The organism is Herbaspirillum aquaticum, assembly GCF_002213425.1.
Lineage (GTDB): Bacteria > Pseudomonadota > Gammaproteobacteria > Burkholderiales > Burkholderiaceae_D > Herbaspirillum > Herbaspirillum aquaticum.
The window spans coordinates 1-22,133 of sequence record NZ_NJGV01000023.1 but is presented as its reverse complement, the minus strand read 5'-3'; the positions used below and the strand labels follow the sequence as shown (position 1 = coordinate 22,133).

18 protein-coding genes and 1 tRNA gene are annotated in these 22,133 nt (G+C 63.4%); 14 read left to right on the top strand and 5 right to left on the bottom strand.

Annotation, left to right across the window (positions count from 1 at the left end):
• Positions 1–131 precede the first annotated feature (131 nt).
• The 3 genes from CEJ45_RS19825 (at position 132) to CEJ45_RS19815 (ending at position 2,987) form a co-directional block, all read left to right on the top strand.
• Positions 132–902 carry a DUF3108 domain-containing protein gene (locus CEJ45_RS19825; RefSeq protein WP_088756806.1) on the top strand — a complete coding sequence of 257 codons (771 nt, stop codon included), beginning with the start codon at positions 132–134 and terminating at the stop codon, positions 900–902.
• Positions 903–1,020: 118 nt separating this feature from the next.
• The gene (gene queC / locus CEJ45_RS19820) at positions 1,021–1,761 is read left to right on the top strand and encodes a 7-cyano-7-deazaguanine synthase QueC (protein ID WP_088756805.1); all 741 of its coding nucleotides are present in this window, start codon (positions 1,021–1,023) and stop codon (positions 1,759–1,761) included.
• Positions 1,762–1,799: 38 nt separating this feature from the next.
• A complete protein-coding gene (locus CEJ45_RS19815; protein WP_088756803.1) occupies positions 1,800–2,987 on the top strand; it encodes a serine hydrolase domain-containing protein in 1,188 nt (395 codons plus the stop codon).
• A 150-nt stretch (positions 2,988–3,137) separates the two neighbouring features.
• Here CEJ45_RS19815 and CEJ45_RS19810 read toward each other — a convergent pair whose 3' ends face one another.
• Entirely contained in the window at positions 3,138–5,453 is a 2,316-nt protein-coding gene (locus tag CEJ45_RS19810) for a penicillin-binding protein 1A (RefSeq protein ID WP_088756897.1), read from the bottom strand.
• Between the two features lie 352 nt (positions 5,454–5,805).
• Between CEJ45_RS19810 and pilM the strand changes: the two genes are divergently transcribed.
• The 9 genes from pilM (at position 5,806) to CEJ45_RS24640 (ending at position 15,453) form a co-directional block, all read left to right on the top strand.
• The gene (gene pilM / locus CEJ45_RS19805; RefSeq protein WP_088756802.1) at positions 5,806–6,705 is read left to right on the top strand and encodes a pilus assembly protein PilM; all 900 of its coding nucleotides are present in this window, start codon (positions 5,806–5,808) and stop codon (positions 6,703–6,705) included.
• A complete protein-coding gene (locus CEJ45_RS19800) occupies positions 6,702–7,268 on the top strand; it encodes a pilus assembly protein (protein ID WP_088756800.1) in 567 nt (188 codons plus the stop codon). Before pilM ends, CEJ45_RS19800 begins: the two co-directional genes overlap by 4 nt.
• The gene (pilO, locus tag CEJ45_RS19795) at positions 7,265–7,855 is read left to right on the top strand and encodes a type 4a pilus biogenesis protein PilO (protein ID WP_088756798.1); all 591 of its coding nucleotides are present in this window, start codon (positions 7,265–7,267) and stop codon (positions 7,853–7,855) included. The genes CEJ45_RS19800 and pilO overlap by 4 nt, the downstream gene beginning before the upstream one ends.
• Positions 7,852–8,538 carry a hypothetical protein gene (locus CEJ45_RS19790; RefSeq protein ID WP_088756796.1) on the top strand — a complete coding sequence of 229 codons (687 nt, stop codon included), beginning with the start codon at positions 7,852–7,854 and terminating at the stop codon, positions 8,536–8,538. Before pilO ends, CEJ45_RS19790 begins: the two co-directional genes overlap by 4 nt.
• Positions 8,535–10,565, top strand: coding sequence for a type IV pilus secretin PilQ (locus CEJ45_RS19785; RefSeq protein WP_088756795.1), 2,031 nt, complete (start codon positions 8,535–8,537; stop codon positions 10,563–10,565). Before CEJ45_RS19790 ends, CEJ45_RS19785 begins: the two co-directional genes overlap by 4 nt.
• A 199-nt stretch (positions 10,566–10,764) precedes the next feature.
• Entirely contained in the window at positions 10,765–12,564 is a 1,800-nt protein-coding gene (gene aroKB / locus CEJ45_RS19780) for a bifunctional shikimate kinase/3-dehydroquinate synthase AroKB (protein WP_088756793.1), read from the top strand.
• A 1-nt stretch (position 12,565) separates the two neighbouring features.
• Positions 12,566–13,717 carry a deoxyguanosinetriphosphate triphosphohydrolase gene (locus tag CEJ45_RS19775; RefSeq protein WP_088756792.1) on the top strand — a complete coding sequence of 384 codons (1,152 nt, stop codon included), beginning with the start codon at positions 12,566–12,568 and terminating at the stop codon, positions 13,715–13,717.
• A 483-nt stretch (positions 13,718–14,200) separates the two neighbouring features.
• Positions 14,201–14,953, top strand: a complete 753-nt coding sequence (locus CEJ45_RS19770) for a DUF5610 domain-containing protein (RefSeq protein ID WP_088756790.1) — start codon at positions 14,201–14,203, stop codon at positions 14,951–14,953.
• Positions 14,953–15,453 (top strand): hypothetical protein, encoded by a 501-nt coding sequence (locus CEJ45_RS24640; RefSeq protein WP_141107031.1) that lies wholly within the window; start codon positions 14,953–14,955, stop codon positions 15,451–15,453. The genes CEJ45_RS19770 and CEJ45_RS24640 overlap by 1 nt, the downstream gene beginning before the upstream one ends.
• Before the next feature lie 327 nt (positions 15,454–15,780).
• Here the strand turns inward: CEJ45_RS24640 and CEJ45_RS19760 are convergent, their stop codons facing one another.
• Entirely contained in the window at positions 15,781–18,132 is a 2,352-nt protein-coding gene (locus CEJ45_RS19760) for a Tex family protein (RefSeq protein WP_088756786.1), read from the bottom strand.
• Positions 18,133–18,374: 242 nt separating this feature from the next.
• On the opposite strand from CEJ45_RS19760, the gene pth reads away from it, so the two are divergent.
• The gene (gene pth / locus CEJ45_RS19755; protein ID WP_088756784.1) at positions 18,375–18,953 is read left to right on the top strand and encodes an aminoacyl-tRNA hydrolase; all 579 of its coding nucleotides are present in this window, start codon (positions 18,375–18,377) and stop codon (positions 18,951–18,953) included.
• A gap of 74 nt (positions 18,954–19,027) precedes the next feature.
• Here pth and CEJ45_RS19750 read toward each other — a convergent pair whose 3' ends face one another.
• Positions 19,028–19,795 (bottom strand): DsbC family protein, encoded by a 768-nt coding sequence (locus CEJ45_RS19750; RefSeq protein ID WP_088756783.1) that lies wholly within the window; start codon positions 19,793–19,795, stop codon positions 19,028–19,030.
• Between the two features lie 182 nt (positions 19,796–19,977).
• Positions 19,978–21,210 (bottom strand): UbiH/UbiF family hydroxylase, encoded by a 1,233-nt coding sequence (locus CEJ45_RS19745; RefSeq protein WP_088756782.1) that lies wholly within the window; start codon positions 21,208–21,210, stop codon positions 19,978–19,980.
• A gap of 85 nt (positions 21,211–21,295) precedes the next feature.
• On the opposite strand from CEJ45_RS19745, the gene CEJ45_RS19740 reads away from it, so the two are divergent.
• Positions 21,296–21,371, top strand: a tRNA-Phe gene (locus tag CEJ45_RS19740).
• A gap of 219 nt (positions 21,372–21,590) precedes the next feature.
• Here CEJ45_RS19740 and CEJ45_RS19735 read toward each other — a convergent pair.
• Positions 21,591–22,133 (bottom strand): IS3 family transposase (locus CEJ45_RS19735; RefSeq protein WP_141107030.1); only part of this gene is annotated, 543 nt, incomplete at its 5' end.

Genomic DNA, 22,133 nt, shown 5'->3' with positions numbered 1-22,133 from the left:
TCGGAAACAATTGCGCACAATTACGCGCCAAGACGGCAGAACCGTGCGCCGGCATTCTGGTCGTATTGCTTCATATGGCTCGGCCTTGCCTCATCGCCAAGCCCCACAGAGACCAACACGAAGAGCTCGCCATGACCTTACTTTCATATCGCCTCAAAACCACCCTTGCCGCACTGCCCCTGGCCGCCCTGCTGGCCGCCGCCCCGGCATGGGCCGCCGACGGTCCGCACCCGGTGGACAAGCGCCCCTTCAACCTGCCGCCTTCGGCCGAGCTGCATTACGCCATCAGCGCCAAGCAAAGCGGTCTCGACTTGAAGGGTGAAGGCCTGGTGAAATGGACGCAGAGCAAGACCGCCTACAGCGTCAACACCGAAACCCGCGCCATGCTGCTGGGCAAGATCCTGGAAACCAGCAGTGAAGGCAGCATCGACGCCTACGGCCTGGCACCATCGCGTTTCGTCGAAAAGCGCCTGCGCCGCGAGCCGACCACCACCACCTTCAATCGCGAACAGAACAAGATCACCTTCACCGAATCGGCCGAAAGCTTCCCGCTGCAGGGCGGCGAGCAGGACCGTACCGGCATCACCTGGCAGTTCGTGGCGATTGCCCGCGCCAATGCCGCCAAGATGAAGCCGGGTTCGGAGTGGAATTTCTTCGTGGCCGGTCCGCGTGATGCCGAGCAATGGACCTTCAAGGTGGTTGGCCGCGAAAAGATCAAGACCGCCCAGGGCGAGACTGAAGCCCTGCACCTGTTCCGCAATCCGCCCCCGGACGACCAGGCCCAGAAACTCGACATCTGGCTGGCGCCCAAGATGGAGTGGTATCCGGTGCGCCTGAAGTTCACCGATCCCAATGGCGACTATATCGAGCAGGTGCTGGATTCGGTCAAGAAAACCAACTAAGCTTGCCGCTATTGCAGGCGCGGGGCCAGGCCGGCAGCGATGCCGCCTGGCCCCGCGCCCGTTTCTGCACCGTTCCCCCGCCTGATTCCCCGATTCCGATTACTTGTTGAGCCCGACCATGTCCGCTATCCCCGCCATCGCCCCCACCCTGAACACCCAGAGCGCCCTGGTGCTCTTCTCCGGCGGCCAGGATTCCACCACCTGCCTGGCCTGGGCGCTGTCGCGCTATCAACGGGTGGAGACCATCGGCTTCGACTACGGCCAGCGCCATGCCATCGAACTGGAAGTGCGTCCGGCCCTGCTGGAAAAGATCAAGGCCTTCTCGCCCGAATGGCAGTCCCGCCTGGGCGAGGACCACATGATCGACCTGTCGCTGATCGGCAAAATTTCCGACACGGCATTGACGCGCGATGTCGCCATCGCCATGCAGGACAACGGCCTGCCCAATACCTTCGTGCCCGGCCGCAACCTGCTGTTCATGACCGTGGCCGCCACGCTGGCTTATCGCCGCGGCTTGAACGTGCTGGTCGGTGGCATGTGCGAGACCGATTTTTCTGGCTATCCCGATTGCCGTGACGACACCATGAAAGCCCTGCAAGTGGCGCTCAACCTGGGCATGGCCACGCAGCTGAAGGTGGAAACCCCGCTGATGTGGATCGACAAGGCCCAGACCTGGTCCCTGGCCGAATCGCTGGGTGGCACCGCGCTGGTGGACCTGATCCGCGCCGATACCCACACCTGCTACCTGGGCGAGCGCGGCCAGCTGCACGACTGGGGCCACGGCTGCGGCAAGTGCCCGGCCTGCGAACTGCGCGCCCGTGGCTATGAACAGTACGCGGCAAGCAAAAGCGCCGGGTAATCGGGCACAATAGGCTCACCATTCCAAGAACGAGCCTCATGCCCCACGCCCGCACCACCACCCTGCTCGCCCGCAGCGCAGCCGCCTTGCTGGTGCTGCTGGCCGGCGCCGAGATCGGCCGCCGCATCGCCGACCTGCCCAGCCTGCCTGCGCTGGTCGACCTGCAATTCGACCTGACCCCGCGCAGCCAGAGCTACAAGGTGTTCGAGGACCATCCGATTGCGCCATCCTCGCATCCCCAGCCGCTGCCCACGGTACTGCGCCCGCTCAACATCGATGTGCCCTGGAAGGACGGCAAGCCGCTGCCGCTGCTCGATTTCATCAAGGGTACGGCGACGCACGCCTTCGTGGTGATCCAGGATGGCAACGTGGTCTATGAGCGCTACATCGATGGCTACGATGCCAATTCGCGCTTCACGTCATTCTCGGTGGCCAAATCCTTCGTTTCGGCGCTGACCGGTGTGGCGCTGAAACAGGGCAAGATCAACTCGCTCAACGATCCCATCGGCCGCTATCTGAAGCCCGATGAAATTTCGCCGGCTTACGCCAACATCACCGTCGGCCAGCTGCTGGACATGCGCTCGGGCATCGATGTCGATGAAAACTACGGCGGCTCGCTCGCTTCGCCGGTGGTGCGCATGTTCGTCAGCACCGACCTGCAGCGCTTCATCGCCCGCCGCAGCGGCCTGCGCTTCACGCCGGGGTCGCGCTTCGAATATCGCAGCGTCGATACGCTGATCCTGTCGCGGGTGCTGGCGCGCGCGACCGGCATGCGCCTGTCCGACTTCGCCCAGCAGGTGCTGTGGGAGCCGCTGGGCATGGAGCAGGAGGCCAGCTGGAGCGTGGATAGCCGGCAGCATGGTGTGGAAAAGGCTTTCTGCTGCCTCAATACCACGGCCCGTGACTTCGCCCGCCTCGGCTTGCTTTACCTGCAGGGTGGACGCATGGGCGGGCAACAGATCGTCAGCCCCACCTGGGCCGCCGAGCCGCGCCAGCCGGTCAACACCGGCAATGCACTGGACTATCGCGATGGCTGGTGGATCCCGCCGGGCAATGCCAATGACCGCGACTTCTCGGCCATCGGCGTGTTCGGCCAATACATCTACGTCAACCCGGCCACGCGCACGGTGATCGTCAAACTCAGCGACTATGGCACCGAGCAGGATGAAGTACTGACCCTGCTGGCCATGCGCAGCATCAGCCATGTGGTGTCGGGCAAGGATTGATCCTGACGGCGCAATGTCGATGCCCATGAAAAAACCGCCTGTCTTGCGACAGGCGGTTTTCATTTGGAGCAATGACCAACGGAAAAAATTTAAATGATATAAATCGTTTATATTTTTTATCCGTTCACCGGAAATCAAAAACCCAGGGTATCAGAACAACTCGTTCTTCATCTGCGTCTTGGCCTTTTCTTCTTCCGGTGTCAGTCCACCGCGATCGCCCATGCCCAGGTCACGCACCATGGCGCTGGGCGGGAACTCGGCATAGTAATACTCGCCACCCGACTCGATCACGCCATCCGGCACCTTGCGGTCCACATTGGGCACATCCTTGAGGGCCTTGGACATGTAGCTGATCCACACCGGCAGGGCCAGGCCGCCACCGGTTTCGCGGTCACCCAGGCTCTTGGGCTGGTCGTAGCCGATCCAGGCAATTGCAGTCAGGCCCGGTTGATAGCCGGCGAACCAGGCATCCATGGAATCGTTGGTGGTACCGGTCTTGCCGGCCAGGTCGGTACGCTTCAACGACAAGGCCTTGACCGCGGTGCCATGGCGCACAACGTCGCGCAGCATGCTGTCCATGATGAAGGCATTGCGGGCGTCGATGACGCGGTTCGATTCATCGTCGGCGGTGGCCGGTTTGGCCTGCGAGAGGACTTCGCCGTTGCTGTCGGTGACCTTGGTGATCAGGTAGGGATTGATCTTGTAGCCGCCGTTGGCGAATACCGAATATGCGCCCACCATCTGCAGCGGCGTGACGTTGCCCGCACCCAGTGCCAGGGTCAGGTAGGGCGGGTTCTTGTCGGCATCGAAACCGAAGCGGGTGATGTATTCCTGCGCATACTTCACGCCCACGCGCTCCAGGATACGGATGGAGACCAGGTTGATCGACTTCTGCAAGGCGCGGCGCATCGAGATGGGGCCTTCGAACTTGCCGCCATAGTTCTTCGGCTGCCACACCTGGCCACCGGTCTGGGTGAAGGTCAGCGGCGCATCATTGATGATGGTGGCCGGCGACAAGCCCTTTTCCAGCGACGACGAATAGATGAAGGGCTTGAACGACGAACCCGGCTGGCGCCACGCCTGCGTGACGTGGTTGAACTTGTTGCGGTTGAAGTCGAAGCCGCCCACCAGCGAGCGGATTGCGCCATCGCGCGAGTTCACCGAGACGAAGGCCGATTCCACTTCCGGCATCTGGGTGATGATCCAGCTGTTGCCATCCTGGAAGACGCGGATGATGGCGCCACGGCGAATCTTCTTCTGCGGCGGTGCCTTGTCCGAGAGCAGGTTGGCGCCAAAGCCCAGGCCGGCGCCGGAGATGCTGATCTCTTCGCCGGTGGAAAGCATGGCGGTGATTTCCTTGGGCTTGGCCTCCAGCACCACGGCCGCAACCATGTCGTCACTGTCGGGGTGATCCGCCAGCTCCACTTCGACTGCATCTTCGACGGCGTCCTTGGTGGCCTTCTCGGGCAGCTCCATGTAGCCTTCCGGACCGCGATAGCCGTGGCGGCGCTCATAGTCGATGATGCCGCGGCGCAGGGCGATGTAGGCGGCGTCCTGGTCGGCCTTGGTGATGGTGGTGAAGACGTTCAGGCCGCGCGTGTAGGTCTCGTCCTTGTACTGCGCATAGACCAGCTGGCGCGCCATTTCAGCCACGTATTCGGCGTGCATGCCGAAGGCCGAGCTGTCGCCCTTGACGCGCAATTCCTCATCCTTGGCTTCCTGGTACTGGGCATCGGTGATGTAGCCCAGCTGGCGCATGCGCAAGAGGATGTACTGCTGGCGCGCATGCGCGCGCTTGGGATTGACCACCGGGTTGTAGGCCGAGGGTGCCTTGGGCAGGCCGGCCAGCATGGCCGCTTCGGCGATGGTGAGGTCCTTCAGCTGCTTGCCGAAATAGATCTGGGCGGCCGAGGCGAAGCCGTAGGCACGCTGGCCCAGATAGATCTGGTTCATGTAGACCTCAAGGATCTGGTCCTTGGTCAGGTTGTTCTCGATCTTCCAGGCCAGCGGGATCTCGTAGAAGAACTTGCGTGTGGCCTTCTGCAGGAAGGTCGGCTCGTTGCTGGTCAGGAAGAAGTTGCGCGCCACCTGCTGCGTGATGGTGGAGGCACCGCCGCCGCCGCCGGAGAGGTTGGAGAAGGTCGCGCGGGCAATCCCCTGGTAATCGACACCGCCGTGTTCGTAGAAGCGGTCATCCTCGATGGCCAGGACGGCCTTCTTCATGATGTCCGGGATGTCCTTGAAGTGGACCAGGTTGCGGCGTTCCTCACCGAATTCACCGATCAGCACGCCATCGGCGGAGAAGATGCGCAGCGGGATCTTGGGACGATAGTCGGTCAGCGTATCTAGGTCGGGCAGCTTGGGATAGGTCAGGGCGACGATGAAGGTCACGCCCAGGAGCACCATCACCACCAGGCCCAGCACGGTACCGAACAAACCCAGGAGGATGCGCAGCGACCAGTGCATGCGCTTGCGGGGCGCCTTTTCTGCGGGGGCATCCGCCGATGCCGGTTTGCGTTGATCGCCGCCGTTGGAAGATGAAGACATTCGAATTAAGCGTTAAAGCAGGCCGAAGCTGCAGGCCAGAGCCGGAGTGGAAGAAACAAGCCCGCATTATAGCGGCTCGCCCTGAGCCGCCGCGCGGCCGGGTGTTGCAAATAGACCAAAGGGCAGGAGGCCGGTTCCGGGGAGCGTGCAGCGAAGTGCGGCATTTCGCGCCAATTGCTGCAAATTGACAGGCATTCCTCAAGTTTCCGCTATTCCCGCCCCGCCACGCCCACTGGAGAATCCGAAGCTTCCCTTTGCATGAGAACGGCATATGGCAGGCTTCCTCCCTTTTTTTGGCCGCACGAACCCGCACCTGTGCGCCGGCCTCGACATCGCGCCCGACCGCGTGCGCCTGGCGCTGTTGCGCCGTATCGGCCGGCGCACCCAGCTGCTGCGGCTGACCCAGCGTCTCACGGGCGGGATCATCTGCCAGGACGGTCAGATCACCGATATCGATGCGCTCACGCTGATCTGCCGCTCGCTGCTGGACGAGCCCGGCTGCCAGGGGGCAGCGCTGGCACTGGCCGTGCCGGTCCCTTGCCTGACCGGCCGGCGCCTGGTGCTGCCGGCCGCAGCCCATCCGGTGCAGCGGCAGCGCCAGGTGCACGCCGAAATGGCTGCGCATGGCATCAGCACCGACGACCATGCGCTGGACTACCTTGAACTGGGCCCGCAGCCGGGCTCGCCGCCGGACCGGCAAGTGCTGGCCGTGGCGGCCTCGCGGCTGGCCATTGAGGACCGCCTGTCGCTGGCGGCAGCACTGGGCCGCCCGCTGGCCACGCTGGCGCCGGAAGACTTGTGCCTCGCGGCCTGGCTGCGCGACGGCCAGCGCAGCGACCAGAGCGCCGTGCTGCGGCTGGACCGCAGTGGCCAGTGGCTGCTGCATGGCGACGGTCCCAGCCATGCCATGCCGCCGGTCGCCCTGCGCAGTGCGCACCTGGCCTTGCTCTCCCAGGCCGCGCCGGTCCTCAAGCCGCTACCGCGCAGGCTGCTGCTGAGCGGCGACCATCCTGCGCTGTTGGCCATTGCACGCGCCTTTACCAAATACGCCGCACTGGAGGCCCGCGTGGCCATGCCGCCGGCTTCCTTGATGCTCTCGCCGCATTTCGCGGCGCAGATGCCGCCGGACTACCATCTCGCGCTGGCGCTGGCCTGGGAGGGACTGGCATGAGATGCGGCATCGACTTCTCGCGCTCGCCAGCCCAGCGGCGGCGTGCACATGAACAAAACTTCTATCGCATGCTCGCAGCGGCCCTGCTATTGGGCGGCACGCTGGCAGCCCTGCCCGGCTTGCGCATTTCCTTGCACACGGCGTCCTTGCAGCAGGCCAATGCGCTGCTGACGGCAGAACTGCAGACGCTGTCACCCCAGGCCAAACAAACTGCCACCCTGCGCACCCGGATCACCGCACTGGAAAAGCAGCTCAAGGACCACCGGCAACTGGGCCTGCGACGCCAGCAGGCGGCGCGGTTGCTGCGGGCCGCAGCCCAGGCGGCGCAGGCCAGCCGCAGCCAGGTCCGCTTGCAACGCATCCTGCTGCAAGGCGATCGCGGCGAATTGCGGGGACAAGCACCCAGCGCACAGGAGGTCCGCGACTTCGCCGCCGCCCTCGTCGCGAGCGGCCTGGAAGGCACAGCCCTGCATGACCTGCACGCCGAAGAGGGAGGCTATGCCTTCATCCTCGCGATTCCCTTGGCCGCCCCCCTGCCCGCCTCGCAGGAAGCTGCACCGTGAGCCCGGCCCGCCAATGGCGCACGCATCCTGCCCACTGGCCCCTGTTGGCGCGCCTGTCACTGGCGCTGCTGGTCACGCTCCTGTGCGCCGGCAGCGGCCTGCTGCTGGCCGTGAGCGAACTGGAGGATCAACGGCAGGCCGCACGCCAGCGCCAGCAGGACCTGCGTGTGCAATACCAGGCGGCATTGACGCAACGCTCGCAACAGCCCGCCCTGCAATCCCGTGAAACAGCGCTGGCGATGCAACTGGCGGCCCAGCAGGCGCAACTGTGGCCGGCCGAGCAGTCGCAGCCTGATCTGCTGCAAGCCAAGCTGGCCCGGCGCGCCAGCGAGTGTGGATTGACATTGGAATCCTTCAAGCCCGGCAGCGGCAAGCTGACTGCGGCCATCGTGCTGCGTGGCAGCCATGCCGGCCTGATGCGTTTCGTGGAACTGGTCAGCAGCCTGCCGCTGCCGGTGCTCTTCGAGCGGCTCGATATCAGCGTGGCCGAAGCAGGAGGACAGGCCGTGCTGCAGATGAATGCCACCGTGAGCGCTCCAGTGGCCGCCTCCCTCGCTGCAGGGGAGAAAAAGGAGTTCGTCCCATGAATCTGTCCTGGCTGGCCTTGCTGCCGCTGCTGCTGGCGCTCGCGGGCTACGGCACCCTGCGCGCCGTCGACCATCCCGATGAAGTGACGGCCACCCGCGCCTGGATGGAGCAGGCGGGGCGATCCTCGGCAGCCGCTCGAACGGGTGCAGCGCCCGGCCCTGCCGATGCCGCCGCCGATGAAACGCCAGACGGCGACAACGCCGACTTGCCCGATCCCTTCCAGCTCAGGGAGGCCGCCACGGCAGAGCCTTCACGACAGGCAGGCTCCCGCGCTCGTGAACGTGAACGTGAGCACGAGCGCGAGGGCGATGAGGACGAAGGCCCTCCTGCGCAGGCTGCCACCCCCGCCGTGGCAGTCTTGTCGCCCGCGCCCGGCCTGCGCTTGCTGGGCACCCTGCGCCGCGACGAGCACTGGATCGCCATCATCGACGTGGAGGGCAGCATCCGGCAGCTGCAGAGCGGGGATGCGCTGCCCGGCAGCCTGGGACGCGTTCTGGCGGTGCGCGAGGAGGCCATCGACATCGGCCGGGAAGACGGGCAGCGCCAGACCATTTCCCTGGCCAGCCTGCCGGCGTCCAGCGCCTTGGCCGTCACTGCCCCGCCCCTGCCCTCGGCGCGCTCGACCGCCAGGAACGCCAGGACCGCCCGTCGCCGCCTGATCCGCCCCGGAGTAACGCCATGAAGATGATCCTGCTCCTGCTCACGCTGCTGGTGAGCCACCCTGCGTTGGCCGAAAACCGCCTGTTGGCTATCCACCTGCATCCCCGCACCGACGGTGCCACGCTGGAACTGCGGCTGGAAGCACCAATGGATGCGGCCCAGGTGCAAACCTTCCAGCTGGTGGATCCCCCCCAGCTGATCCTGGACCTGCCCATGACTGCGGCATCGGAGGCGGTCTCGCGCAGCCTGGCCGGCAGCGGGCTGGTCAAGCGCATCCAGCTTGCGTCCGATGACGAGCGGCTGCGGCTGCAGGTGGCACTCAAGCAGGCCGCCATCCATGCGCTGCGCGCCGAGGAAGACCGCCTACTGGTGGAACTGGTCCTGCAACCGGCGCCCGACCCGGCGGCCTTGCAAGGCATCAGCCTGCAACGAGGGGCACTGGGCGAGGCGCGCCTGTCCGTGGAACTGGGCAGCAGCGAACAGACCGTGCAGGTACGCCAGCTGGGCGGCCGCCTTATCGCTGACATCTCCGGCGCCACCGTACCGCTGCCCCTGCGGCGGCAGGTGCAGACCGGCCAGCTGGGCACGCCGGTCACGCAGTACAGTGCACTTCCCCACCAGGAGGGCGCACGCCTGGTGCTGGAAATGCAGGGCCAGTGGCGCTACCACGCCTACCAGAGCCGGCGCCGACTGGTGATCGATGTGCTGCCGGTCAGCTCCGGCGGCGGCGCCGGGGCGGGCTTGCAGGAGGGCAAGACTTACGGAGGCCATCGGCTTTCCCTGAACTTCCAGAACATCGAGGTGCGCACCGCCCTGCAAGTGCTGGCCGAACACAGCGGCGTCAACATCGTGGCCAGCGATACGGTCACCGGCCAGTTGAGCCTGCGCCTGAAGGACCTGCCCTGGGACCAGGTGCTGGACCTGATCCTGCAAGCCAGGGGCCTGGAAATGCGCCGCCATGGCGAGGTCCTGTGGATCGCGCCGCGCGACGAGATGCTGGCGCGCGAGCGCCTGGAACTGGAGCAGAAGGCCATGATCGCCGACCTCGAACCCTTGCATGCCGAGAGTTTCCAGCTCAATTACCAGCGCGCCGACACCCTGCGCAAGGCGCTGGGCATCGGCGAGGACGGCAGCACCCAGGCCAACCGCCGCAATGCCCTGCTCTCGCGCCGGGGCAGCGCCATGATCGACAGCCACACCAACCAGTTGCTGGTCACCGACACGCTGGCCGTGCTGGCCAATGTGCGCAAGCTGATCGAACGCATCGATGTGGCCTCGCGCCAGGTCTTGATCGAAGCCCGCATCGTCGAGGCCGATGACAGCTTTTCGCGCAATCTCGGCGTCAAGCTCGGCCTGGCCGCCACCAAGCGCGGCGCGGCCATCGGCAACGGCTATGCCGCCATCGGCGAGCAAAGCGGCCAGACGCCGGCCACGCCCGACCTCTATTTGCGCGAACCGGCCCTCAACCTGCGTAGCGAGAGCCTCGGCGGCGCCGCGCCCGGCAGCTTCGCCTTCACCCTCTTCAACGCGGCGGCCCAGCGCTTCCTCAACATCGAATTGTCGGCACTGGAAGCCGACGGGCGCGGCAAAATCGTCTCCAGCCCGCGCCTGATCACGGCCGACCAGCAGGTCGCGCTGATCGAGCAGGGGGAAAAAATTCCCTACCAGCAAGCCGCCGGCAACGGCAGCACCGCCACCGCCTTCAAGAAAGCCAACCTGAAGCTGGAAGTCACGCCCCAGATCACCCCCGACGGCAACGTGATCCTGGAGGTGGACGTCAACAAGGACAGCCGGGGCAGCGTCACGCCGGGCGGACTGGCCATCAATACCAAGCACATCAAGACCAAGGTCCAGGTCGAGGATGGCGGCACGGTGGTCATCGGCGGCATCTACACCCAGACCGACAATGACCATGAGACGCGGGTGCCGCTGCTGGGCGACATCCCGGTGCTGGGGGCGCTGTTTCGCAGCCAGAGCAAGGTGCGGGACAAGACCGAACTGCTGATCTTCCTGACCCCGCGCATCGCCGCCGCGCCGCGCCCGTATTGAGCCGCGGGGCCCTGGCTACGGGAATTTTCCCCGGTGGCGGGGCAAAGAACGGTAAAATCGCTGTTCCAGGCCCGTGGCGCCGGGCGCAAGCCCGCCAGCAGCGGGCAACACAGCCGTCCACCGGGCGGCAGGCGACCGTGCCGGCAGACGTGCGGCGCCATGACATTGGCCAGTAGCGCAAAGCGCAGAATTCTTAGATATGACGGGAAGCATCTTCCTTGTCGGCCTGATGGGAGCCGGCAAGACCACCATAGGCCGGGCCCTGGCCAAAAAGCTGAACAAGCGTTTCGTCGATTCGGACCACGAGATCGAAGCGCGGACCGGCGCCACCATCCCGGTCATCTTCGAGATCGAGGGCGAGGAGAACTTCCGTCGCCGCGAAGCCGAAGTCATCCGCGAGCTGGCGGCCCAGCCCGACATCGTGCTGGCCACCGGCGGCGGCGCCGTCCTGCGTGCCGAGAATCGCGAGAATCTCAAAAAGGGCGGCACTGTCGTCTACCTGCGCGCCAGCATCAACCAGATCCTGCAGCGCACCGGGCGCGACAAGAACCGCCCGCTGCTGCAGACCGCCGACCCGCGCCGCAAGCTCGAAGAGCTTTCGCGCCAGCGTGATCCGCTGTATCGCGAAGTCGCCGATTTCGTGGTCGAGACCAACCGGCCCAATGTGCAATTCCTGGTGCAGACCATCATCAGCCACCTGGAACTCTCACCCAAGGAAGGGGCCTGGCGGCCCGAGCCGGAAGCTGACGAAACCGTCGTATTCGAGACCAGCAGCGCCGTCCTGACCCAGGGCGCCGATGGCAGCACCACGCTTTCCCGCAGTCATTCCACCCAGATCTTCCATGGCGCCGCCAGCGCCGAACCGACACTTCGCAGCATGAACCCGAACACCGCTCCCGCCGCTACCACGATCGCCTCCCTCACCCTCAACGTCGACCTGGGCGAACGCAGCTATCCCATCCACATCGGCCGCGGCCTGCTGGATGACGCCACCCTGCTGCCGCAATACGTCAAGGGCAAGCGGGTGGCCATCGTCACCAACGACAAGGTCGGTCCGCTCTACCTGGACAAGGTGGCCCAAGCGCTGCGCGCGGCCGGCAAGCAGGTCACCGAGATCGTGCTGCCCGATGGCGAGGAAGAGAAGAACTGGGCCAGCCTGATGAAGATCTTCGATCGCCTGCTGGCCGACAAGTGCGACCGCAAGACCACCCTCATCGCCCTGGGTGGCGGCGTGATCGGCGACCTGACCGGCTTCGCGGCGGCCTCCTACATGCGCGGCGTACCCTTTGTGCAAGTGCCCACGACCTTGTTGTCGCAGGTGGATTCCTCGGTCGGCGGCAAGACCGGCATCAACCATCCGCTGGGCAAGAACATGATCGGCGCCTTCTACCAGCCGCAGGCCGTCATCGCCGATACCGCCACCCTGCACACCCTGCCCCCGCGCGAACTGGCAGCCGGCATTGCCGAAGTCATCAAGCATGGCGCCATCATCGATGCGCCCTTCTTCGACTGGATCGAAACCAATATGGCGCGCCTGGTCTCCAAGGATGACGCCGCCCTGGCCTATGCGATCCAGCGCTCCTGCGAGATCAAGGCCGAGGTGGTGCGCCAGGACGAACGCGAAGGCGGCCTGCGCGCCATCCTCAACTTCGGCCATACCTTCGGCCATGCCATCGAGAACGGCCTGGGCTACGGCCAATGGCTGCATGGCGAGGCGGTCGGTTGCGGCATGGTGATGGCGGCCGACCTGTCGCAGCGCCTGGGCTACATCGATGCCGCCACGCGCGACCGCATCCGCGCCGTGACCGCCGCTGCCGGCCTGCCGACGGTGGCCCCGAACCTGGGCACCGAACGCTGGCTGGACCTGATGGAAGTGGACAAGAAGAACGAAGGCGGTGCGATCAAGTTCATCCTGATCAAGCCGCTGGGCAGCCCCCTGATTACCAACGCGCCGCAGGAGCTGCTCTTGCAAACCCTGGCGGCCTGCACCGGAGAATGACATGCACACTGAAGCGCCCGACCATCTCGCCCCCTATGCCGCCCACTCGGCAAGTTCGCGAGGCCGGCGCTTCAGTGAAACGCCACCCGGCTCGCGCAGCCAATTCCAGCGCGACCGTGACCGCATCGTCCACTCCACCGCCTTTCGCCGGCTCGAATACAAGACGCAGGTTTTCGTCAATCATGAAGGCGACCTGTTCCGCACCCGCCTGACCCACAGCATCGAAGTCGCACAGATCGCCCGCTCGTGCGCGCGCAACCTGCAACTGAACGAAGACCTGGTGGAAGCCATCTCGCTGGCCCACGACCTCGGCCACACGCCCTTCGGCCATGCCGGACAGGATGAGCTGAACCACTGCATGAAGCATCACGGCGGCTTCGAGCACAACCTGCAGAGCCTGCGCGTGGTCGACGAGCTGGAGCAGCACTACGCTGCCTTCGACGGCCTGAACCTCACCTTCGAGACACGCGAAGGCATCCTCAAGCACTGCTCCCTGCACAATGCCCGCCAGCTGGGCGAGATCGGCGTGCGCTTCCTGGAAAAGAAGCAGCCTTCGCTGGAAGCGCAACTGGCCAACCTGGCCGATGAGATCGCCTACAACAACCACGACATCGACGATGGCCTGCGCTCCGGACTACTGACCATGGAGCTGATGAGCGAAGTCGATTTCTTCGCACGCCACCTGCGCGAAGTCGAACAGGCCTATCCCGGCATCACTGGCCGCCGCGTCATCCATGAGACCGTGCGCCGGATGATCAATGCGCTCATCGTCGACCTGAACCAGACCTCGCGCAGCCGCATCGCCGAGATCGCCCCTCGCGACATCGAGGATGTGCGCAATGCACCGCAGCTCATCGCCTTCTCCGACGCCATGGCGGCCGAAGCGGCCGAGCTGAAGAAATTCCTGCGCGAGAAGCTCTACCGCCATTACCAGGTCAACCGCATGACGGCCAAGGCGCGACGCATCATCGCCGAGATGTTCCAGGCTTTCATCGGCCAACCCAGCCTGCTGCCGCCGGACTATCAGGTCAAGGGCATCACCGACGAAACACAGCGCCTCGACAAGCAGGCGCGCAAGGTTGCTGATTACATCGCCGGCATGACGGATCGCTATGCCATTCGCGAGCATCGGCGATTGTTCGTGATGGAGTGATGGAGTGATGGAGTGATGGAGTGATGGAGTAATGAGGCAGGTCGTGCGGGTGCAAGACCCGCACTGAACGCGGCGTGTCGAGACGCTGCGTTTTCAAGGAGCTCATCCTTGCACGCTCATTGTCGCGCTGCCAGTGCGATTTCATTACCCCGCTGCAATTGAAATCCAGCTGCCAGCGCCTTGCGCACATTTCGTTACATTTTTTCTTCATCGCCTGCCCCTCTGGCAGGCCCTTCGGCGGTACGCACGGTATCGCCGCAAACCCGCTTCCAGCAAGGATTTCCGAAAGATTGCGCGGGTGCAATGCAGGCCTGTCAACGAAGCATCCCAGAAACTGACAGGTGTAAATTCCTGTCAATATCAAGTCCGCGTCGAACGGGCCGTTATGCAGCAATGGAGTGAGTGCGCATGGTGCGCAGTTCCGCTTCCCTGGATCCGTCTCCCCTTGATGCCCGGATCCCCTTTCTTTTTCAGGAGACCGTCATGGCTATCGGCAATACCACCGGCGTGGACAACAATTCCTTGCTGCCTGTCACCCCTTCTTCCACTTCGTCGACCTCTGCAGCAGCGTCAGACAATGACAAGCTGCCCGCCACCACTGGCGAGAGCAGCGGCGACAAGATCGCCCAGGCCAAACAAGCCAACCTGCTCACCGTGAGCGGTGCCAAGGCCCAGTTCAACCTGTCCATCGTGCAGTCCTCGCTGGAAGTGTCGCTGCAGACGCAGAATGATCCGCTGTCGCTGGTCTACAAGACCGCCATCGAGAACATCAATGACATCCTGCGTCCGCAGCTCGGCGACAACGCCATCCAGACCGCATCGACCCAGGACAATTCGCCCGAAGCGACGGCCGGCCGCATTGTCTCCTTCATCACCAACATGTTCGATCTCTACAAGAAGAACAATCCGGACAAGGACGACGCCGGCAACATCGACGATTACATGAACCTCATCTTCAAGGGCGTCGACCAGGGCTTCAAGGAAGCACGCGGCATCCTGGAAAGTCTCAACGTGCTGCAGGGCGATATTGCCAGCAACATCGACAAGACCTATGACCTGGTACAGAAGGCGCTGGGTGACTTCATCAACAAGGTCAAGGGTGGCAAGCAGGAAGGCGAGGATGGAGCGGGCAGCGAAGGCAATGCGGATGGCCAGGGCGGTACGCTGGTGGCCAGCGAGACGACTGTCAGCATTTCAGTGTCGGTGAGCCAGACGCGGATCAGTACCAGCGCGTGATGAGATCCGGCACCAAGCTGGATCTCATCACTGCTGACGGCCGCCAACGGGCGGCCGTTTTTTCATCTGTCTTTGGAGAGGCTGTCGAGCCTTTCAGCAGTTTCGTCAAAGTCGCTGTTCTCCGCGTGGACGTTGACGGCCCTGAACAACAGACAGTGAAAGACCAGGGAAAAAATCTGGGCCCCGAAAAAGAACAGCCATTTTCCAGGGCCACTGGAAAATTGGAATTCCGACTCGAAGATGAGGAAGAGCTGGATCGCGCTAGCCACGGCTTGGATCACGCACAGTATCTTCATCACCATGGCGCCGATGCGACTGGGATTGAGGTAATGAATCCACGGTATGGCGGCGATCACAAGGAGCACCAGAACATCGAAACCGATCGGCGGACCGAACGGCCTCATGATCAGTCGCAAGATGGTATTGAAACTACCGAAGGCGGTGAAGGCAAGCAAGGCCTTCAGCAGACGGGGATGATCGAGTTGATATACAAACCTTGATTCCAAATCACGCTCCTTGAAATATTGAAAAGCAGGGTCTGGATGAGAGGATGCAATGCTGTGTCATCTCATCGACAGACTGCGCACAGGCGGGCAGCCATAGTAATGAGAGAGGGAATGAGCCCTTGCAAACGCGACGCTTTACCTTCTAAAACTAAAAATAATTGGAGAAGATGATCACGCTGAAGTGCACAGGGTGAACAGCCGCAAAAAAAATGGCTGCTCCCGTCAGGAGCAGCCATCTTCCGCAACTATCAGTACGTACTGGGGTATGGGTATGGGCATCCTCAATGCGGGTGCCGATCACATGCTCATCAATCGATCACATCACCCACGCAACTTCGCAAACGCCGCCGCCATCGCATTGTTGGCCGGTGCCTGCTCACGGCCGCGCTGGTTCTGGTGTTGCGACAGGCGGCGCGAATCGGTGCGGTCACCACGCTGTTCGTTGCGCGCACCGGGGGCTGGCGCGGTGTCGTTCAGGCGCATGGTCAGGGCGATGCGCTTGCGCTTCTCGTCCACTTCCAGCACCTTGACCTTGACCACCTGGCCCGCCTTGACCACGGTGTGCGGATCCTTCACGTAGCTGTTGGACAGCGCCGAGATGTGGACCAGGCCATCCTGGTGTACGCCGATGTCGACGAAGGCACCGAAGGCCGCCACGTTGGTGACCACGCCTTCCAGGATCATGTCCACGCGCAGGTCCTTGATCTCTTCCACGCCTTCCTTGAAGGTCGCCGTGGTGAATTCCGGACGCGGGTCGCGGCCCGGCTTGTCGAGTTCCTTCAGGATGTCGGTGACGGTGGGCACACCGAACTTCTCATCGGCATACTTGGCCGGCGACAGGCCCTTCAGCAGCGAGGTCTGGCCCAATACGCTCTTCACATCCTTCTTGATGTCGGCCAGGATCTTTTCCACCAGCGGATAGGATTCCGGGTGCACTGCCGAGGCATCCAGCGGGTTCTCGCCATTCATCACGCGCAGGAAACCCGCCGCCTGTTCGAAGGTCTTGTCACCCAGGCGCGGCACCTCGCGCAGCGCGGCGCGGGAATTGAACATACCCTTCATATCCCGATAGGACACGATGCTCTGCGCCACGCTGGCGTTGAGCCCGGAGACGCGCGCCAGCAGCGGTGCGGAAGCGGTGTTCACATCGACGCCCACCGCGTTGACGCAGTCCTCAACCACGGCATCCAGCGAGCGCGCCAGTTGCGACTGGCTCACGTCGTGCTGGTACTGGCCCACGCCGATGGACTTGGGATCGATCTTGACCAGCTCGGCCAGCGGATCCTGCAAGCGGCGCGCAATCGAGACCGCGCCACGCAGCGACACGTCCAGGTCGGGCAATTCCTTGGAGGCGAATTCGGAGGCCGAATACACCGATGCGCCCGCTTCGGACACCACGATCTTGGTGAGCTTGAGTTCCGGACGCAGTTTGATGAGGTCCTGGGCCAGCTTGTCGGTTTCACGCGAGGCGGTACCGTTGCCGATCGAGATCAGCGAGACATTGTGCTTCTCGGCCAGTTGCGACAGGGTATGCAGCGAACCATTCCAGTCGTTGCGCGGCTGGTGCGGATAGATGGTGTCGGTGGCCACGACCTTGCCGGTGGCGTCGACGATGGCGACCTTCACGCCGGTACGCAGGCCCGGGTCCAGGCCCATGGTGGCACGCGGGCCGGCCGGTGCGGCCAGCAGCAGGTCCTTCAGGTTGCGGGCGAAGACGTTGATGGCTTCGGCCTCGGCCTTCTCGCGCAGGTTGGTCATCAGCTCGGTTTCGAGGTGCATGAAGACTTTTACGCGCCAGGCCCAGCGCACCGTGTCGGAGAGCCACTTGTCGGCCGGACGGCCCTTGTTGGACACACCGAAACGTGAAGCAATGCGACCTTCGCAGGGATTGTGCGGGGCATCCCACTTCGGCTTCTCTTCCTCGGTATCCAGGCGCAGGATGACGTTCAGCATCTCTTCGCGGCGGCCACGGAACAGCGCCAGGGCGCGGTGCGAGGGGATGGTGGAATAGGTCTCGGAGTAATCGAAATAGTCGGCGAATTTTTCACCGGCATCCTGCTTGCCCTCGATCACCTTGGATTCGACCACGCCGTGCTCGGTGAGGTATTCGCGCAGGCTTTGCAGCAGCTCGGCATCTTCCGAGAAACGTTCCATGAGGATCTGGCGCGCGCCATCCAGGGCGGCCTTGGTATCGGGCACACCGGGGTTGTCGCCATTGTCGGTGGTGAAGGCGGGCTTGATGAACTTGGCCGCTTCTTCTTCCGGGTTCAGGGTCGGGTCATTCAGGAGCGCATCGGCCAGCTCGGTCAGGCCGGCTTCGGCGGCGATCTGGGCCTTGGTGCGGCGCTTGGGCTTGTAGGGCAGGTAGAGGTCTTCCAGGCGGGTCTTGTCTTCCGCGTGGGTGATGGCGTCCAGCAGCACGGGCGTCATCTTGCCCTGCTCTTCGATGGAGGCGATGATCGCGGCGCGGCGGCTTTCCAGCTCGCGCAGGTAACGCAGGCGTTCTTCCAGCAGACGCAGTTGGACATCGTCCAGGCCGCCGGTGACTTCCTTGCGGTAGCGGGCGATGAAGGGAACGGTGGCACCTTCGTCCAGCAAGGCGATGGCGGCAGCGACCTGAACCGGCTTGGCGGCGAGTTCGAGGGCGAGTCGTTGTTCGATAGAAGGCAGCATGGTGAAACCCAGTCAACAGTTGAGCAAATAAGCGGTTAAGCGTTTATGCAGTGAAGAAAAACAAGCGTTGGATGATACGCAATTCAGGCAGCCAAGCCAATCTTGACATTGTGCGATGACAGGCCAAAGTGCCTTGGCACGGGCCTCATCGGCCCCTGCATGGCTGCGCGCGGATTGGACGCGCAGCCGCAAAGCCGGGATAATCGACGCTTTCGCATAGCGCGTTCTCGTCCTTTAGCATCATGTCCATCCGTCTCATCGTCGGTCTCGGCAATCCCGGCCCGGAATACGAACAAACCCGCCACAACGCCGGCTTCTGGCTGGTCGACAATCTCGCCGGTCCGGTGCGCCTGGCGCGCGAGCAGCGTTTCAACGCCCTGGCGGGCAAGACCAGCATCACCGGCAACGAAGTCTGGCTGCTGGAACCGCAGACCTACATGAACCGCTCCGGCCAGTCGGTCGGCGCACTGGCGCGCTTCTACAAGATCAATCCGGATGAAGTGCTGGTGGTGCATGACGAACTGGACCTGCCGCCGGGCGCAGCCAAGATCAAGAAAGGCGGTTCCTCGGGCGGGCACAACGGCTTGAAGGACATCACCGCTGCCCTGGGCACCCAGGATTACTGGCGCCTGCGCCTGGGCATCGGCCATCCGCGCACGCTGGGGCTGCAACAGCCGGTGGCCGACTTCGTGCTGCATCGGCCGCGCAAGGAAGAACAGGCGCTGATCAACGAGGCGCTGGACAAGAGCCTGAACGTCATCCCCCTGCTGGTGCAGGGCAAGTTCGAACAGGCCATGATGGAATTGCATACCGGGAAGTAATCCCCTGCAGGGGAAAAACGGAGGCAGATGAACGAAGGGCGCTCGACATGCGAGCGCCCTTTTTCTTGATCCGCTTACTTCAGCGAAGACAGCTTCTGTTCCAGTCCCTTGGCGTCGACCGCGCCAGGAATGCGCGAGCCATCGGCAAAGAAGATGGTCGGGGTGCCGGTGACCTTGAGCTTCTTGCCCAGTGCCAGCACCTCTTCATGCGGGGCGTTGCAGGAGGCGGCAGCAGCCGGTGCTTCCTTGCCGCTCACCATCCACTCGTTCCATGCCTTGCTCGGATTGGGCGCGCACCAGATGTTGCGCGACTTCACGATGGAATCCGGCGAGAGGATGTTGTACTGGAAGGTGTAGTAGGTGATGTTGTCCACGTCCTGCAGGGACTTGTGCAGGCGCTTGCAGTAGATGCAGTTGGGATCCTCGAAGATGGCGATCACGCGCTTGCCGTTGCCCTTGACGGTCTTGATGGCCTTGTCCAGCGGCAGGGCCGAGAACGGCGTCTGGTTCAGCGAATCGATCTTTTCCTTGGTGTAGTCGCGATAGGTCTGCGAATCGACCACGCGGCCGATGAAGAGATACTGGGCCTTGGCATCGGTGTAGATGACGTCGCCATCGATCTGGATTTCATAGAGGCCGGCATACGGCGTCTTGGTGACGGAATCGACCTTGGCATCCTTGCCCAGGCGCGGCTCGATGAGCTTCTTGATGGTGGCCTCGGTGCTGTCGGCGGCCTCGGCTTGCGCATGGGCGCTCACGCCCACGACGGTGGAAGCCAGCAGCACGGCTGCCATGCTCAGATGGCGCAAGGAGCTCGCACCTGCGGTCAAAAATTTTTTCATACTCGTCCTGATTCAAATCAAACGCGCGCCCAATCTTCGGAACGTCGGCCGCAAAGCCGCGCCGGGACTGGGTTCGCACATGTCTTTCAACAATGTCGGGGAAAGGTGTCGTGCTGGCGAAGACGCCCCTGAAAGCGGCCGCGCTTCGCCAGAGGCCCTACCTTACCTGAAATCACCGTCCCTTACTGCCCCAGCGCATGGGCAATGAGGCGGCGTTTCAGGATGGGCAGGTGGTTGACCAGGCTCATGCCGAGGTTGCGCACCAGGCGCACCGGCTCGGCCTCGGTGGAGAAGAGGCGATGCAGGCCGTCTGTTGCGATCTGCATCAGCAGCACTTCTTCCTTGCGGGCGCGGGCATAGCGGCGCAGCACGCGCTCGTCGCCGCAGTCGTACTGCGGCTCACGCTTGACCAGGATGTCGATCAACGCGGCCACATCGCCGAAGCCCAGGTTCATGCCGTGGCCGGCCATGGGGTGCACCACGTGGGCGGCGTCGCCGATCAGGGCCACGCGCGGGGCGATCATGGCGTGCGGCTTGATCAGGCGCAGCGGGAAAACCTTGGCCACTTCGGGCTGCAGCGGCGTGAGCGTACCCAGCACGGGCTTGGCCCACTGGGCCAGGCGCTCGGCCAGGGCCGACAACGGCAGTTGCAGCAATTGATCGGCCAGCGCCTGGGGCGCGGACCAGACCAGCGAGACGCGGTTGGCCGGCAGCGGCAGCAGGGCGATCACCCCTTCGGTCGGGCTGAACCACTGGTAGGCCACCCCACGATGGGGCAGCTCGCAGGAGAAATTGGTGACGATGGCGTTCTGGCCGTAGGCGCGGTAATCGAGGCCGATATCGCACTGGCCGCGCACCCAGGAATTGGCCCCGTCGGCACCGACCACCAGCGCGGCCGACAGCGACTGGCCGGATTCCAGCGTCAAGGTGGCAGTTTCACCGGCCACCGCCAGCGCGGTGGCGCGGCCGTGCAGCACGCGCACGTTGGGGGCGAAGCGCAGGGCGGCGTCGAGCGCCTGGTCGAGGTTGCGGTCCTCGACGATCCAGGCCAGGGCATCGGTGCGGGCGGCGTAGGCGTCGAAGGAAAGCAGGCCGGGGCGGGCTTTCTCGGGCAGGCCATCGCCTTGTACGGTCATGTTGTCCACCGGCGCGATGCGGCCGGCATCCATGGCATCCCAGACGCGCACCGACGACAGCAGGCGATGCGCGGTGTGGTTGAGGGCATAGACGCGCACGTCCCAGCTGGCGGGATCGGGCGTGGCGGAGGCAGGCGGAGGGGCCAGCAGGGTCACCTTGAAGCCCGCCTGGGCCAGCCCCAGCGCCGCCGTCTTGCCGACCGCGCCGTCGCCGACGATGCAGATGTCAGTGCCAGCCGCGGCCGGCGAAGAAGTATGGGTGTGTGCTTGGGTAGTCATGCTGGCGATTATAAACGGGGTGGCGAAAACTATTTTTCAAAAAGGACTTGCATAATTTTTTAAAGTGTCTATACTTGTCCGTCTTGGCCTGGTAGCTCAGTTGGTAGAGCAGAGGATTGAAAATCCTTGTGTCGGTGGTTCGATTCCGCCCCGGGCCACCAAGATTAGAAACGCCAACCTTCGGGTTGGCGTTTTTCATTTCTGAGGTAGAAAAGTTCCTACGGTCGATTTTCGGTTTTGGAAAGTAGGCTCGATATTTCCCGACACCGTGAGAGAAGGGAATTACACCGCTCACACATGTGGACTGTGTTCTTCCCGATTTTACTTGCCACAGGGTTGATTGACCGGCCTGAAACAACTGGTCCAGACTTAAAGTTAGTCTAAGCGGCAAGCCGCATTGGTGCTGGGGTTGTTGCCGGCAGTGTAGCCTGCGGTGCCGGCGGCCGGTATTTCAGTGAGCTGTGCGGCCGAACGGTATTGTACTGATGACGCCATCGCTCAATGATGACCTGAGCTTCTCGGAGGGTGTAGAAGATTTCTCCATTGAGCAGTTCATCCCGGAATTTGCCGTTGAAGGATTCGCAGTATCCGTTCTCCCAGGGGCTTCCTGGTTCAATGTACAGCGTTTTTGAACCGACCGAAGCAAGCCAGCGCCGAAGGTTCTTGGCGACCATTTCCGGCCCATTGTCAGAGCGTAGATATGCTGGGACACCGTAGGCCACCATGGCCTCAGCCAGGATATCGATAACGTCATTACTGCGAATTTGCCTGGCCACGTGCAGCGCGAGGCAGCGACGGGTGAACTCATCGATGAGCACCAGGATTTTCAGAACACGTCCATCATGCGTTCTCTCCATGACGAAGTCCCAGCTCCAGACATGATTGGCATATTCCGGCCGCATTCGGATGCAGCTACCGTCGGC